A 14840-nucleotide genomic window follows, 5' to 3' on the forward strand; every position below is an offset into this window, starting at 1 on the left:
ACATGCAACTGATCCTTCTGGAAAAAGTCGCCAACCTGGGCAACCTGGGCGACAAAGTGAACGTTAAGGCCGGTTACGGTCGTAACTACCTGCTGCCATACGGCAAAGCCACCGCTGCAACCGCTGCCAACCTGGCTGCGTTTGAAGAGCGTCGTGCTGAGCTGGAAAAAGCAGCAGCAGACAAAAAAGCTTCGGCCGAAACTCGCGCTGCCCAACTGGCTGAGCTGGAAGTGACTATCACTGCCACCGCCGGTGACGAAGGCAAGCTGTTCGGTTCGATCGGCACCCACGACATCGCTGATGCACTGACCGCCTCCGGCGTTGAAGTGCAGAAGAGCGAAGTTCGTCTGCCGAACGGCACCATCCGCAACGTAGGCGAATTCGACGTAGCCGTGCACCTGCACGCCGAAGTTGAAGCCACCGTACGCGTTGTCGTGGTAGCAGCTTAAAGCAAGCTAACTGACTGGCACCCCCGGTGTCAGGCGGTTAACATCGGGCACGATCCTGTTTACAGGTCGTGCCTTTTGTTTTTCTACACACCCCTAATTCCAAGTGGCCATGAACGATATTTCAGCTCCTGAGCAATACGATCTGCAAACCGCTGCCCTGAAGGTGCCGCCGCATTCCATCGAGGCCGAACAGGCTGTGCTCGGTGGTTTGATGCTGGACAACAACGCCTGGGAACGCGTGCTGGATCAAGTCTCGGACGGTGACTTCTATCGCCATGACCACCGCCTGATTTTCCGCGCCATCGCCAAGCTGGCCGACCAGAACTCACCTATCGATGTGGTGACCTTGGCCGAGCAACTGGACAAGGAAGGCCAGACCTCCCAGGTCGGCGGCCTCGGCTACCTCGGTGAGCTGGCGAAAAATACGCCGTCCGTCGCCAACATCAAGGCCTACGCCCAGATCGTTCGCCAGCGGGCCACGTTGCGCCAACTGATCGGCATCAGCACCGAGATTGCCGACAGCGCCTTCAACCCGGAAGGGCGCACCGCCGAAGAGATCCTTGACGAGGCCGAGCGCCAGATCTTCCAGATCGCCGAGGCCCGCCCGAAAACCGGCGGCCCGGTGGGCGTCAACGAGCTGTTGACCAAGGCCATCGACCGTATCGACACGCTGTTCAACACTGACGCGGCCATCACCGGTATTTCCACCGGCTACACCGACCTCGACGAGAAGACCAGCGGCCTGCAGCCGTCCGACTTGATCATCGTCGCCGGTCGTCCGTCCATGGGCAAGACCACCTTCGCGATGAACCTGGTGGAAAACGCCGTGTTGCGCAGCGACAAGACCGTCCTGGTTTACTCCCTGGAGATGCCAGGTGAGTCGCTGATCATGCGTATGCTCTCGTCCCTGGGGCGTATCGACCAGACCAAGGTGCGTTCCGGCCAGCTGGAAGACGACGACTGGCCGCGCCTGACCTCAGCGGTCAACCTGCTCAATGACCGCAAGCTGTTCATCGACGACACCGCGGGCATCAGTCCTTCGGAAATGCGTGCACGTACCCGCCGCCTGGTGCGTGAACACGGCGACATCGCGCTGATCATGATCGACTACTTGCAGTTGATGCAGATCCCGGGCTCCAGCGGTGACAGCCGGACCAACGAGATTTCCGAGATCTCTCGGTCCTTGAAAGCCTTGGCCAAGGAATTCAATTGCCCGGTGGTGGCGCTGTCCCAGCTCAACCGTTCCCTGGAACAACGTCCCAACAAGCGCCCGGTGAACTCCGACTTGCGGGAATCCGGAGCGATCGAGCAGGACGCCGACGTGATCATGTTCGTGTACCGCGACGAGGTGTATCACCCCGAGACCGAGCACAAGGGCATTGCCGAGATCATTATCGGCAAACAGCGGAACGGTCCCATCGGCTTTATCCGCCTGGCGTTCATCGGTAAGTACACCCGCTTCGAAAACCTCGCGCCAGGCAGCTACAACTTCGACGACGACGAATAACCCGTCTGCTCAATTCCGACCATTACCGTCGGAATTGGTCAAAATTTGTGCTATATTCCGCGCCCGCGATTTTCCATCTCAACACCGGTCACCGTCATGCAAACAGCCAAGCCGTTATTTGACTATCCCAAGTACTGGGCCGAATGTTTCGGTCCAGCGCCATTCCTGCCCATGAGCAGGGAGGAGATGGATCAGCTTGGCTGGGATTCCTGCGACATCATCATCGTCACCGGTGATGCCTACGTTGACCATCCGTCGTTCGGCATGGCGATCATTGGCCGGTTGCTGGAGTCCCAGGGCTTCCGCGTCGGGATCATTGCCCAGCCGAACTGGCAGTCCAAAGACGACTTCATGAAGCTCGGCGAGCCGAACCTGTTCTTCGGCGTCGCGGCCGGCAACATGGACTCGATGATCAACCGCTACACCGCCGACAAGAAAATCCGCTCCGACGACGCCTACACCCCTGGCGGCATGGCCGGCAAACGCCCGGACCGCGCCAGCCTGGTGTACAGCCAGCGTTGCAAGGAAGCCTACAAGAACGTGCCGATCGTACTCGGCGGCATCGAAGCCTCCCTGCGCCGCATCGCTCACTACGACTACTGGCAGGACCGTGTGCGCAACTCGATCCTGATCGATGCCACCGCCGATATCCTGCTGTACGGCAACGCCGAGCGTGCGATTGTCGAAGTTGCCCAGCGCCTGTCGTGGGGTCACAAGATCGAAGACATCACCGACGTGCGTGGCACCGCGTTCATTCGTCGTGATACGCCGGTGGGTTGGTACGAAGTCGACTCCACGCGGATCGACCGTCCGGGCAAGATCGACAAGATCATCAACCCGTACGTCAACACCCAGGACACCCAGGCCTGCGCCATCGAGCAGGAAAAGGGGCCGCAGGATGATCCGGAAGAAGCCAAGGTCGTACAGATCCTGGCCAGCCCGCGCATGACCCGCGACAAGACCGTGATCCGCCTGCCATCGGTGGAAAAAGTGCGCAATGACGCGGTGCTCTACGCCCACGCCAACCGCGTGTTGCACCTGGAAACCAACCCAGGCAACGCGCGCGCCCTGGTGCAGAAGCACGGTGAAGTGGACGTGTGGTTCAACCCGCCGCCCATCCCGATGACTACCGAAGAAATGGACTACGTGTTCGGCATGCCTTACGCACGTGTTCCGCACCCGGCGTATGGCAAGGAAAAGATCCCGGCCTACGACATGATTCGTTTCTCGGTGAACATCATGCGTGGCTGCTTTGGCGGCTGCACCTTCTGCTCCATTACCGAGCACGAAGGTCGCATCATCCAGAACCGTTCCGAAGAGTCGATCATCCGCGAGATCGAAGAGATCCGCGACAAGGTCCCAGGCTTCACCGGCGTGATCTCCGACCTCGGTGGCCCGACCGCGAACATGTACCGCATCGCCTGCAAGAGCCCGGAAATCGAATCCGCGTGCCGCAAGCCGTCGTGTGTGTTCCCGGGTATCTGCCCGAACCTGAACACCGATCACTCGTCGTTGATCCAGCTCTACCGCAGCGCTCGTGCATTGCCGGGTGTGAAGAAGATCCTGATCGCCTCCGGCCTGCGCTATGACTTGGCTGTTGAGTCGCCGGAATATGTGAAAGAGCTGGTTACCCACCACGTGGGTGGCTACCTCAAGATCGCCCCGGAACACACCGAGGAAGGTCCGCTCAACCAGATGATGAAGCCGGGCATTGGCAGCTATGACAAGTTCAAGCGCATGTTCGAGAAGTACACCAAGGAAGCGGGCAAGGAGCAGTACCTGATTCCTTACTTCATCGCCGCCCACCCCGGCACCACCGATGAGGACATGATGAACCTCGCCCTGTGGCTCAAGGGCAACGGCTTCCGTGCGGATCAGGTGCAGGCGTTCTATCCGTCGCCAATGGCCACTGCCACCGCGATGTACCACTCAGGCAAGAACCCGTTGCGCAAGGTCACCTACAAGAGTGACGCGGTGACCATCGTCAAGAGCGAGGAACAGCGCCGCTTGCACAAGGCCTTCCTGCGTTACCACGATCCGAAAGGCTGGCCGATGCTGCGTGAAGCGTTGACCCGCATGGGCCGCGCCGACCTGATCGGGCCGGGCAAGGACCAACTGATCCCGCTGCACCAGCCGGCTACCGACAGCTACCAGAGCGCGCGTCGCAAGAACTCGACGCCAGCCGGCAGCCATAAGGTCGCCAAGGAAACCACCACCAAGATCCTCACCCAGCACACCGGGCTGCCGCCACGTGGTAGCGACGGCAGCAACCCGTGGGACAAGCGTGAGCAAGCCAAGGCCGCGGCCCAGGCGCGCAACAAGCAGGCCGCCAAGGAGCGCGCCGATGCGGCCAAGGGCAAGGGCGGCAAGCCTGCGCGCAAGCCGGTCGTGCCGCGTTGATCGCAGCCTGAACATGCAAAACGCCAGCCTTGTGCTGGCGTTTTGCTTTCTAGCCGGTGGGTAGGCCGTTTGTTAAGGTGGCGCGCACGGCCACCACCCCTTTCAAGGAAGAACACTTATGAGCAACCCCCTGCTCAATATCGGCATGGATTCCAACCGCTCCCAATTCATGGCGCGCCAGCGCATCGAAAGCCAGATCAACCTGCCGCGCCTGTTCGCGGCCATCGACGCCGACCCCGGCATTGTCGGCGCGGGTGTCGTGTATATCGATGCCGATTTCAACGTGATCACCCTGCGCGAGTTCAAGCCTATCTGCAGCATCAGGCCCAAGCGCATTATTTTGCGCGAGGCGCAGAAGTACATTTCGCCTGCGCAGTTTGTGGAACAAGTGAAGACCGATCCTCGGGAAGGACGCCTTCAAAAAGAGGCGTTTGATATGGGCCTTTCCTGTGGTGCGGCGGTAATCGGTTGGATTGTGGTGTTCAGCGGCAGTGTCGCCGTACCGTTCACGGCCGGTGCCAGTGCATTCGTGGTTGGCATTGGTATCACGGCGGCGCTGGCCAGCAGCGCGCAATGTGGATTTGGTGTGGCGCGTACGTATAACGAAGTGCTTGATCCTGATGCCAATGACCGTATGGACGACGCTGAATGGTACGGCGCCGTTTCACCTATCCTCGATGCGGCCTCTTTGGTGGGCATTGGCACGGGTGCGTTGACTACCGTCAGGCTGCTCAAGGCCAACAAGGCCGCAGCATTGGGCAAGAGTTGGTACGAACTGCTCAAGGGCCTGAGCCGCCAGGAACGCAAGAAGTTGACCAGGGAACTGCTTAGCCTCAGGGACCCAAGCCTGACGCCCAAGCTACTCAAATTGCAGCAGCGCGCCGGCAAGATGACAAAGAGCTACAGTTCCACGGAGATCCGTCATGCCACCCTGACCCAACTCAAGGATGCCCTGGGCGGGCTCTTGGGTATCTGGGGCAGCCATAGAACGGGCCACGTAGGCACTGCCGAGACCATCGCCATTGGCCTGTACGAGGACTTGACGGAATGAACGGCTTCCCCGAGATGGGCAGTTTCCTCGCGCGCTATTTCCCCGTATTCATGGGGACGATTTTCATGGCGATCTTCTCCGGCTCCGCTGCGGTTTCCATGGCTGGCGTGACCTATTTGCGCGGCCTTGATCCCGCGCTCAAGGCCAACTATTCAATAGGCGCAATATTGGTACTGGTGGCGGTGCTGGTCTTTGGCAACGTCATGATCGCCCGCGGCTATCCCTGGGCTACGCGGCTGGTGGCGGCTTATTTGGGCGTTTGTCTGTTGTTCGTACTGCCAATGATGCAATACGATCTCAACATGCTGGTCTATGGCTCGGCTGTACTCTTTCCGCTGTTGGGGTTACTGCTGCTCAACAGCAAACGCCACCGCGAAATGCGCAAAAAACTGTTCGAGATACGCCACCTGCGCCAAGCTGCAATCGCAAGGCGCAAAACCCGTTGATTGAGTAGATTCACCACCCATCCTCATACTGGCGCCACAAATGTGTGCGGCTCTTGCACCGTGGCCCGTACGTTGGCGCCGTTTTGGTGCTGTACTGCACCGGGTCTTACGATAAAGCGCAATGACCGCCGCTCTGGCATAAGTCTTGCGCGCTTTGTTCCCATGCCCTGGCTCGCAGGAGGCCGCCGTGTCGATTCATGTCGCGTTGCACCACGTTACGCATTACCGCTACGACCGCGCGGTCGAACTCGGCCCGCAGATTGTGCGTTTGCGCCCGGCGGCCCATAGCCGCACGCGGATTTTGTCCTACGCGCTGAAAGTGCTGCCCGAGCAGCATTTCATCAACTGGCAGCAAGACCCCCAGGGCAATTACCTGGCGCGGTTGGTGTTTCCGGAAAAGACCGACGAGCTACGCATCGAAGTCGACCTGGTCGCCGAGATGGCGGTATTCAACCCGTTCGACTTTTTCCTCGAACCCTACGCCGAAAACATCCCCTTCAGCTACGCCGCCGATGAGCAGCGCGAACTGGCGCCGTACCTGGAAACCTTGCCGCTGACGCCGAGGTTTGCCGCCTACCTGGCCGGAATAGACCGCACGCCGCTGCCTGCCGTGGACTTTCTGGTGGGCCTCAATCAACGCCTGGCGGCCGATATCGGCTACCTGATCCGCATGGAGCCGGGTGTGCAAACCCCGGAGTTCACCCTGGAGAACGCCTCCGGCTCCTGTCGCGATTCGGCCTGGCTGCTGGTGCAGTTGTTGCGCAACCTCGGCTTGGCCGCACGATTTGTGTCCGGCTACTTGATCCAATTGACCGCCGACGTCAAAGCGCTCGATGGCCCGTCCGGTACCGAGGTGGACTTCACCGACCTGCATGCCTGGTGCGAAGTGTATCTGCCCGGCGCCGGCTGGATCGGCCTGGACGCCACCTCCGGGCTGTTTGCTGGTGAGGGCCACATACCATTGGCCTGTAGTCCCGATCCATCTTCGGCGGCACCGATCAGTGGGTTGGTGGAACCGTGTGAGTGCGAATTCACTCACGAGATGTCGGTAGAGCGGATTTGGGAAGCGCCGCGCGTCACCAAGCCCTACACCGAAGAGCAATGGCTGGCGATCCAGGCCTTGGGCCGTCAGATCGATGGCGACCTGCTCAAAAACGATGTACGCCTGACCATGGGCGGCGAACCGACTTTCGTTTCCATCGACGATCCCGACGGCGCCGAATGGAACACTGCCGCCCTTGGCCCGGACAAGCGCCGGTTATCCGCCGAGCTGTTCCAGCGCATGCGCAAGCACTATGCGCCCAAGGGTTTGGTGCACTTCGGCCAGGGCAAGTGGTACCCCGGCGAGCAATTGCCGCGTTGGTCGCTCAACTGCTACTGGCGCCGTGACGGTGTGCCGATCTGGCACAACAGCGCGCTGATTGCCGATGAACAAGAGGATTATGGCGCGGACGGTGCGCTGGCCGGGCGGTTCCTGGCCAGTGTCGCCGAGCGTCTGAAGCTGCCGGCGCGTTTCGTGTTTCCAGCCTTCGAAGACAATTTCTACTACCTGTGGCGCGAGGGTGCGCTGCCGCAAAACGTCAGCGCCCAGGACCCGCGCCTGAGTGACGACCTGGAGCGCGAGCGCCTGCGCAAGGTGTTCAACCAGGGCCTGGATAAAGTCATCGGCCAGGTGCTGCCGCTGGCGCGCACGGCGGCCAATGACCGCTGGCAAAGTGGGCGCTGGTATCTGCGCGATAACCACTGCCGACTGGTGCCGGGGGATTCGCCGCTGGGATATCGCCTGCCATTGGCCTCGCAGCCTTGGGTGACGGCGGCAGAGTACCCGTTTGTGCATCCGACTGATCCTAATCAGGATCAGCCGGAGCTGCCATCCAGTGCGCAGCTGCAACGCCACGGTGAGCCCGCGCCGAGTGATGAGCGCGTGCCCAAGGTGGACGAGTCCGCGGACTGGCTGACTCGCACCGCCCTGTGCGCCGAAGCACGGGAAGGGCGCCTCTATCTGTTCATGCCGCCCCTGGAGCGCGTTGAAGACTATCTGGAACTGGTGGCAGCCATCGAAGCCTCTGCCGAGGAACTGCATTGTCCGGTATTGCTCGAAGGCTACGAGCCGCCAGCCGATACGCGCCTGAGCAACTTCCGCATCACGCCGGACCCGGGCGTGATTGAGGTCAACGTGCAGCCCTCCGCCACCTGGGACGAATTGGTGGAACGCACCGAATTCCTCTACGAAGAGGCGCGGCAAACGCGATTGACCACCGAAAAATTCATGATCGACGGGCGCCATACGGGCACCGGCGGCGGTAACCACTTTGTGCTGGGCGGCGCGACGCCCAAGGATTCACCGTTCCTGCGCCGACCCGATTTGCTGCGTAGCCTGATCAGCTACTGGCATAACCATCCTTCGTTGTCCTACCTGTTTTCCGGTCTGTTCATCGGCCCGACCTCCCAGGCACCACGGGTGGATGAGGCGCGCAACGACGCGTTGTACGAGCTGGAAATCGCCTTTGCGCAAATGCCTTCGCCCGGCGAGGAATGCCCGCCCTGGTTGGTGGATCGCCTGCTGCGAAACCTACTGATCGACGTGACCGGCAACACCCACCGCGCCGAGTTCTGCATCGACAAACTCTACTCACCGGACGGCGCCACGGGCCGCCTAGGCTTGCTGGAATTGCGCGCGTTTGAAATGCCGCCCCATGCACGCATGAGCCTGACTCAGCAATTGCTGCTGCGCGCCTTGGTGGCGCGCTTCTGGCGCGAACCCTACGCGCCGCCGAAGCTGGCACGCTGGGGCACTGAGTTGCACGACCGTTTCCTGCTGCCGCATTTCATTGAGCAAGACTTTGCCGACGTAATCGTCGAACTCAACGCCGCCGGTTACCCGCTGCGCGCTGAGTGGTTTGCCGCGCACCTGGCGTTCCGTTTCCCCAAAGTCGGTGACTACGCCGTCAGCGGGATCGAGCTGGAGCTGCGCCAGGCCCTGGAGCCCTGGCACGTACTGGGCGAGGAGGGCGCGGTGGGCGGTACGGTGCGGTATGTGGACTCCTCTCTGGAGCGCCTGCAAGTCAAGTTGACCGGGCTGCCACCGCAGCGCTACCTGCTGACCTGCAACGGCATCCCGGTGCCGCTGCAAGCCACCGGGCGTGTCGGTGAGTTCGTCGCTGGCGTGCGTTACCGCGCCTGGCAACCGGCCAACTGCCTGCAGCCGACCATCGCGGTGCACGCGCCGCTGGTGTTCGATCTGCTGGATACCTGGATGCAGCGTTCGCTGGGCGGCTGCCAGTATCACGTCGCCCATCCGGGCGGGCGCAATTACGCCAGCTTGCCGGTGAATGCCAACGAGGCAGAGAGCCGGCGCATGGCACGGTTTTTCCGGTTGGGGCACACACCAGGCAAGCTTCCGGTGCCGACGGTTGTGGTGAACGATGAGTTGCCCATGACCCTGGATCTCCGGCGTTTCCCCAATAACAACGACTAAATGCAGTTAAAATGTGGGAGCGGGCTTGCTCGCGAATGTGGTCCATCAGCCGATACATGTATTGACTGGCCCACCGCATTCGCGAGCAAGCCCGCTCCCACATTAGATTGCCGTAATTTGAGTTAATCTGAGCCCCCTTGCCACTGCCGAGCGTTCCATGTCCGACTTGCTCGACCGTTACCCGCTGACCGCGGGCACTTATCACGAACTGCTGGACGACAGCGGTTCGGTGCGTGCCCATTGGCGGCGCCTGCTGGACCACCTGCAACGCAGCACACCCGCGCAACTGGCCCAACGCCAGGCGCTGTTGACCCGGCAGATCCAGGAAAACGGCGTGACCTACAACGTCTACGCCGATCCCAAGGGCGCGGATCGCCCGTGGGAGCTGGATTTGCTGCCCCATGTGTTGGCCGCTGATGAGTGGCAGCACCTGTCGGCCGGTATTGCCCAGCGTGCGCGCCTGCTCAATGCCGTGTTGGCGGACCTGTACGGCCCGCAGCGCCTGATCAAGGAAGGTTTGCTGCCGGCGGAGCTGGTATTCGGGCATAACAATTTCCTGTGGCCGTGCCAGGGCATCCAGCCACCGGACGGCGCTTTCCTGCACCTGTACGCCGTGGACCTGGCGCGCACACCGGATGGCCGCTGGTGGGTCACTGCCGATCGTACCCAGGCGCCGTCGGGTGCCGGTTATGCGCTGGAAAACCGCACCATCGTGTCCCGGGCCTTTCCGGATCTTTACCGTGACCTGCAGGTGCAGCACCTCACCGGTTTCTTCCGCACCTTGCAGGAAACCCTTGCCCGCCAGGCGCCTGGTGATGACCAGCCGCCGCTGATCGTGCTGCTTACGCCCGGCCGGTTCAACGAAAGTTACTTCGAACACCTCTACCTCGCGCGCCAGCTTGGCTACCCGTTGGTGGAGGGCGGCGACCTTACCGTGCGCGACAGCACGGTGTTCCTGAAAACCCTCAGCGGCCTGCGCCGGGTGCACGCGATCATGCGTCGTCTGGACGATGACTTCTGCGACCCGCTGGAGCTGCGCACCGATTCGGCCCTCGGCGTACCTGGATTGCTGGATGCCGTGCGCCAAGGCAACGTGCTGGTGGCCAATGCCCTGGGCAGCGGCGTGCTGGAATCCCCCGGCTTGCTGGGCTTCTTGCCGAAGATCAACGAGTTCCTGTTTGGTGAAGCGCTGATCCTGCCGTCCATCGCCACCTGGTGGTGCGGTGAAGCGCCGGTGCTGGCCGAAGCGCTGGAAAAAATGCCGGAGCTGTTGATCAAGCCCGCATTCCCGTCCCAGAGTTTCGCGCCGGTGTTCGGCCGTGACCTCAATGACGAACAGCGCCAGGCCCTGGCCGAACGTATGCGTGCGCGGCCTTACGCCTATGTCGCCCAAGAGTTGGCGCAACTGTCCCAAGCGCCGGTGTGGCACACCGTGGACGACCACCTGCAACACCGCGCCATCGGCATGCGTGTGTACGCCGTGGCCAGTGCCGAGGGTTACCGCGTGCTGCCTGGCGGCCTGACGCGAGTGGCGGCCGAAGCCGACGCCGAAGTGGTGTCGATGCAGCGCGGCGGCGCCAGCAAGGACACCTGGGTGCTCGGCGAACGCGCCGCCGGTGGCGAACACTGGCGTGCACAGCGCGCGATTGGCGCCCATGACCTGGTGCGCCGCGATCCTTATCTACCTTCCCGCGTGGTGGAAAACCTGTTCTGGTTCGGCCGTTACTGCGAACGCTGTGACGACAGCGCGCGCTGGCTGCGTATCGTGCTGGCGCGTTATGTGGATGGCGACGACCCGCTGGCCTTGCAGGCGGCCGTTGAGCTGGGCGAAAGCCTGCGGCTGCTGCCGGAGGAGGGCGAATTGCCCGAACGCCTGCTGGCGGCGCTGCTCGGTGATGACTGGCCGTCGAGCCTGCGTGCCAACTTGCAACGCTTGCAGTGGGCGGCATCGCAGGTGCGCGGCAAGCTGTCCAGGGAAAACTGGCAGGCCTTGGTCGAGCTGCAACGTGAAGCCCTGGAGCTGGAAAGCGAGTCACCGGATTTTGGCGAGTTGCTGGATTTCCTCAACCGCCTGGTAATGTCCCTGGCGGCGCTGTCCGGGTTTGCCCTGGACGATATGACCCGTGACGAAGGCTGGCGCTTTTTGATGATGGGCCGGCGCATCGAGCGCCTGCAATTTCTTAGCAGTAGCCTGGCAGCCTTTCTGCGTGGCGTGGCGGTATTTGATCAGGCTGGGTTGGAGTGGTTGCTGGAGTTGGGCAACAGCAGCATCACCTACCGCTCCCGCTACCTGGCGGTGCCGCAGTTGATCCCGGTACTCGACTTGCTGCTGCTCGACGAGCAGAACCCCCACGCGGTGTTGTTCCAGCTCAAGCTGGTGAGTCGCACCCTGCGACGCCTCAACGATGACTTTGGTGTGCCGCGGGAAACCGGCCTGGGCCCATTGGTGGAGCGCTTGGCGCGATTCGACCTGGGCTGCCTGGAGAACCCGCTGTTTGGTGAATCCAGCGTGCGTGCGGCGCTGGACGGCCTGGCCGACCTGCTGCAAGCGGTGGCCGATGAGAGTGGGCAAGTGTCGGACCGCCTGGCCTTGCGTCACTTTGCCCACGTGGATGATGTCAGCCAGCAAACGGTGTCGGTGTGATGAGTGCGCGCTACCAGATTTTCCACGATACCCATTACCACTATGACAGCCCGGTGTCCCTGGCCCAGCAGCTGGCGCACCTGTGGCCACGACCGTGCGCCTGGCAGCGCTGCAGCTCGCAGCAACTGGATATCAGCCCGGAACCGACCTCGCGCCGCGACGAGCTGGACGTGTTCGGTAACCCTATCACTCGGCTGGCATTCGAGCGGCCCCATGATGAATTGCTGGTGAACGCCGGGCTGACCGTGGAAGTACTGGCGCGGCCGGCGCTGGATTTCCAGCAATCACCCGCCTGGGACCAGACCCGCGACAGCCTGACCTACAGCAGCCAGGCTATGTCCGATGAGCTGATTGAAGCCTGTCGCTACCGCTTCGAATCGCCCTACGTGCACTTGAAGAAAACCTTCGTCGAATTCTCCGAGAGCTGTTTCCCCGCTGGTAAACCGTTGCTGCTGGGCGTACAGGCGCTGATGGAAAAGATCTTCAGCGAATTCACCTTCGATGCCGAAGCCACCCAAGTCGCCACGCCGCTTGTCGAAGTGTTGGAGCGCCGCCGTGGCGTGTGCCAGGACTTCGCCCACTTGATGCTTGCCTGCCTGCGCTCGCGAGGCCTGGCGGCGCGCTATATCAGCGGTTATCTGCTCACCCAGCCACCGCCCGGCCAGCCACGGCTGATCGGCGCCGATGCATCCCACGCGTGGGTCTCGGTGTATTGCCCGGTATCAGGCTGGGTGGATTTTGATCCGACGAACAATGTGCAGCCGGCACTGGAGCACATCACCCTGGCCTGGGGCCGGGATTTTTCTGATGTGTCGCCGTTGCGAGGGGTAATTCTGGGGGGAGGGAGCCACGACCCGGAGGTGCGGGTGACGGTGATGCCGCTGGAATAACGCTTGATTGTGTCGAGCCGGGCGGGCCGGCTCAGCACAAAGGAATTTATTCAGCCGGATCTTTTGGTGTTTCGGTCTCTTCGCTCGTTTCTTTACCATCAACATCGGCGTTCAGCCCATTGGCCTCTTCTTCTGCAGCGGCTTTCTTGCGTTGCAGTTTTTCCTCTTTCTTCTGCTCCTTGGCCAAGTCTCTCTGACGTTTGGCGAAGGAGTAATTAGGTTTGGCCATGGGCGATCCTCTAAGGTCGAAGGTGAGGGTGGCGGCGCGCAGCTGCCTTGGGACGACATGGTAGCAGCTTCAGGGTGCGCTTGGCCTTCACTTACCGCAGGCGTAGGCGGCCAATAGGCCGTTGAACAGTTGGTCGAGGCGCATGGCTCGGACTCCGATGGGTGATGAGCCGATCATAGGCGGGTAACAGTACTTTGGCTGGTAGATTGTGTTGATAAGTCTGATAGCCTAAAGTTGTATACAATCTGTTGATTCAGATCATAAGAATTCCTGCCTGCTTCAGGCACCCTTGTCGCAATTCGCGTTTTCTAAACCCTGCCTTGGAGATTCACATGTTTGCCAAACTCGTTGCTGTTTCCCTGCTGACTCTGGCGAGCGGCCAGTTGCTTGCTGCAGAGTGCAAGGTCACTGTCGACTCCACCGACCAAATGTCCTTTAACACCAAAGCCATTGAAATCGACAAGAGCTGCAAGACATTCACCGTTGAGCTGACTCACTCCGGCAACCTGCCGAAAAACGTCATGGGCCACAACTGGGTGCTGACCAGCGCGGCCAACATGCAGCCGGTTGCAACCGACGGCATGGCCGCCGGCATCGACAAGGATTACCTGAAACCCGGTGACGACCGCATCATCGCCCACACCAAGATCATTGGTGCCGGTGAGAAAGACTCGGTGACCTTCGACGTGTCGAAGCTGGCCGCCGGGACTGACTACGCGTTCTTCTGCTCGTTCCCAGGCCACATCTCGATGATGAAAGGCACTGTGACCGTCAAGTAAGACCGCGTTATCGTTCTTCGCGAGCAAGCCCGCTCCCACATTCGACCGCGTTCCCATGTTGGAAATCGGTCAAGTGTGGGAGCGGGCTTGCTCGCGAAAGCGGTCTGAAAATCAGTACAAACCTATCGGGTTCACTTCACGGCGCAAACGGCATGACCCGCTTGTGCTCGGTCTTGCGGTACGTGTCGCAGATAATCCTGAACGCTTCCTCACGCACCGGCTCGCCGTGCAGGAATGCATCGATCTCGGCATAGGTCACGCCATGTGACGCTTCGTCCGGCTTGCCGGGTGACAGGTCTTCCAGGTCGGCTGTCGGGACTTTCTCCACCAACGATTCCGGCGCACCAAAGTGCCGCGCAATCGCACGCACCTGGTTTTTCACCAGCCCGCTCAACGGCGCCAGGTCGCACGCGCCGTCACCGAACTTGGTGAAAAAGCCCATCACCGCTTCCGCTGCATGGTCGGTGCCGATCACCAGGCCACCGGCCGCGCCGGCGATGGTGTACTGCGCCACCATGCGCATGCGCGCCTTGGTGTTGCCCAGCACGAAATCCCGGGACACCGCCGCCTTGCCTTCAAACGCGGCCACTTCATTGGCCAGGGCCTTGACCGCCGGACCGATGTTCACGGTGTGGCGCTCGTCCGGCTCGATGAAGTCCACCGAGGCCGTGGCATCGATTTCGTCAAACTGTGTTTCGTAGGGCAGGCGCACCGCGATAAAGCGGTAAGCCTCATCACCGGTATGTTCCCGCAGCTCTTTCATCGCACGTTGAGCCAAGAGGCCTGCGGTCAGGGAATCGACGCCACCGCTGATGCCCAGCACCAACGTCTTGAGCCCGGAATTTCGCAGGCAGTCCTGGATAAAGGTCACGCGGCGGGCAACCTCGGCCTCAAGGGCGGCCTGGTCGTTGAACGGCGCTTGGACCTTGAGCTGTTCAGCAATCTCACGCTGTACGGCTTGCATGAT

General features: G+C 61.4%; 11 protein-coding genes. 9 read left to right on the forward strand and 2 right to left on the reverse strand.

Annotation, left to right across the window (positions count from 1 at the left end; genetic code table 11):
* The first annotated feature begins 2 nt into the window (after positions 1–2).
* The 8 genes from rplI to AC4PS7_RS19995 all read left to right on the forward strand — a co-directional run bounded on the left by rplI (position 3) and on the right by AC4PS7_RS19995 (position 12865).
* Positions 3–449: a 50S ribosomal protein L9 gene (gene rplI, locus AC4PS7_RS19960; RefSeq protein ID WP_003171376.1), complete on the forward strand. Its 447-nt coding sequence runs from the start codon at positions 3–5 to the stop codon at positions 447–449.
* 109 nt (positions 450–558) lie between these two features.
* Positions 559–1956 carry a replicative DNA helicase gene (gene dnaB / locus AC4PS7_RS19965; protein ID WP_010213597.1) on the forward strand — a complete coding sequence of 466 codons (1398 nt, stop codon included), beginning with the start codon at positions 559–561 and terminating at the stop codon, positions 1954–1956.
* Between the two features lie 96 nt (positions 1957–2052).
* Positions 2053–4356, forward strand: coding sequence for a YgiQ family radical SAM protein (locus AC4PS7_RS19970; protein WP_010213596.1), 2304 nt, complete (start codon positions 2053–2055; stop codon positions 4354–4356).
* Positions 4357–4474: 118 nt separating this feature from the next.
* The gene (ssp4, locus tag AC4PS7_RS19975; RefSeq protein ID WP_021493241.1) at positions 4475–5407 is read left to right on the forward strand and encodes an Ssp4 family T6SS effector; all 933 of its coding nucleotides are present in this window, start codon (positions 4475–4477) and stop codon (positions 5405–5407) included.
* The gene (locus AC4PS7_RS19980) at positions 5404–5853 is read left to right on the forward strand and encodes a hypothetical protein (RefSeq protein WP_010213594.1); all 450 of its coding nucleotides are present in this window, start codon (positions 5404–5406) and stop codon (positions 5851–5853) included. Before ssp4 ends, AC4PS7_RS19980 begins: the two co-directional genes overlap by 4 nt.
* 187 nt (positions 5854–6040) lie before the next feature.
* Positions 6041–9331, forward strand: coding sequence for a transglutaminase family protein (locus AC4PS7_RS19985; RefSeq protein ID WP_492179709.1), 3291 nt, complete (start codon positions 6041–6043; stop codon positions 9329–9331).
* 157 nt (positions 9332–9488) lie between these two features.
* A complete protein-coding gene (locus tag AC4PS7_RS19990) occupies positions 9489–11975 on the forward strand; it encodes a circularly permuted type 2 ATP-grasp protein (RefSeq protein ID WP_010213590.1) in 2487 nt (828 codons plus the stop codon).
* Positions 11975–12865, forward strand: coding sequence for a transglutaminase family protein (locus AC4PS7_RS19995; protein WP_010213588.1), 891 nt, complete (start codon positions 11975–11977; stop codon positions 12863–12865). Before AC4PS7_RS19990 ends, AC4PS7_RS19995 begins: the two co-directional genes overlap by 1 nt.
* A 46-nt stretch (positions 12866–12911) precedes the next feature.
* Here AC4PS7_RS19995 and AC4PS7_RS20000 read toward each other — a convergent pair whose 3' ends face one another.
* Entirely contained in the window at positions 12912–13094 is a 183-nt protein-coding gene (locus tag AC4PS7_RS20000; protein WP_010213587.1) for a hypothetical protein, read from the reverse strand.
* 332 nt (positions 13095–13426) lie between these two features.
* Between AC4PS7_RS20000 and azu the strand changes: the two genes are divergently transcribed.
* Positions 13427–13873, forward strand: coding sequence for an azurin (gene azu, locus AC4PS7_RS20005; protein ID WP_010213586.1), 447 nt, complete (start codon positions 13427–13429; stop codon positions 13871–13873).
* Between the two features lie 136 nt (positions 13874–14009).
* On the opposite strand, the gene nadE is transcribed toward azu, so the two are convergent.
* Positions 14010–14837: an NAD(+) synthase gene (gene nadE, locus AC4PS7_RS20010; protein ID WP_010213585.1), complete on the reverse strand. Its 828-nt coding sequence runs from the start codon at positions 14835–14837 to the stop codon at positions 14010–14012.
* Positions 14838–14840 lie beyond the last annotated feature (3 nt).

The sequence above is a fragment of the Pseudomonas sp. DW-iso3 genome (assembly GCF_058725305.1).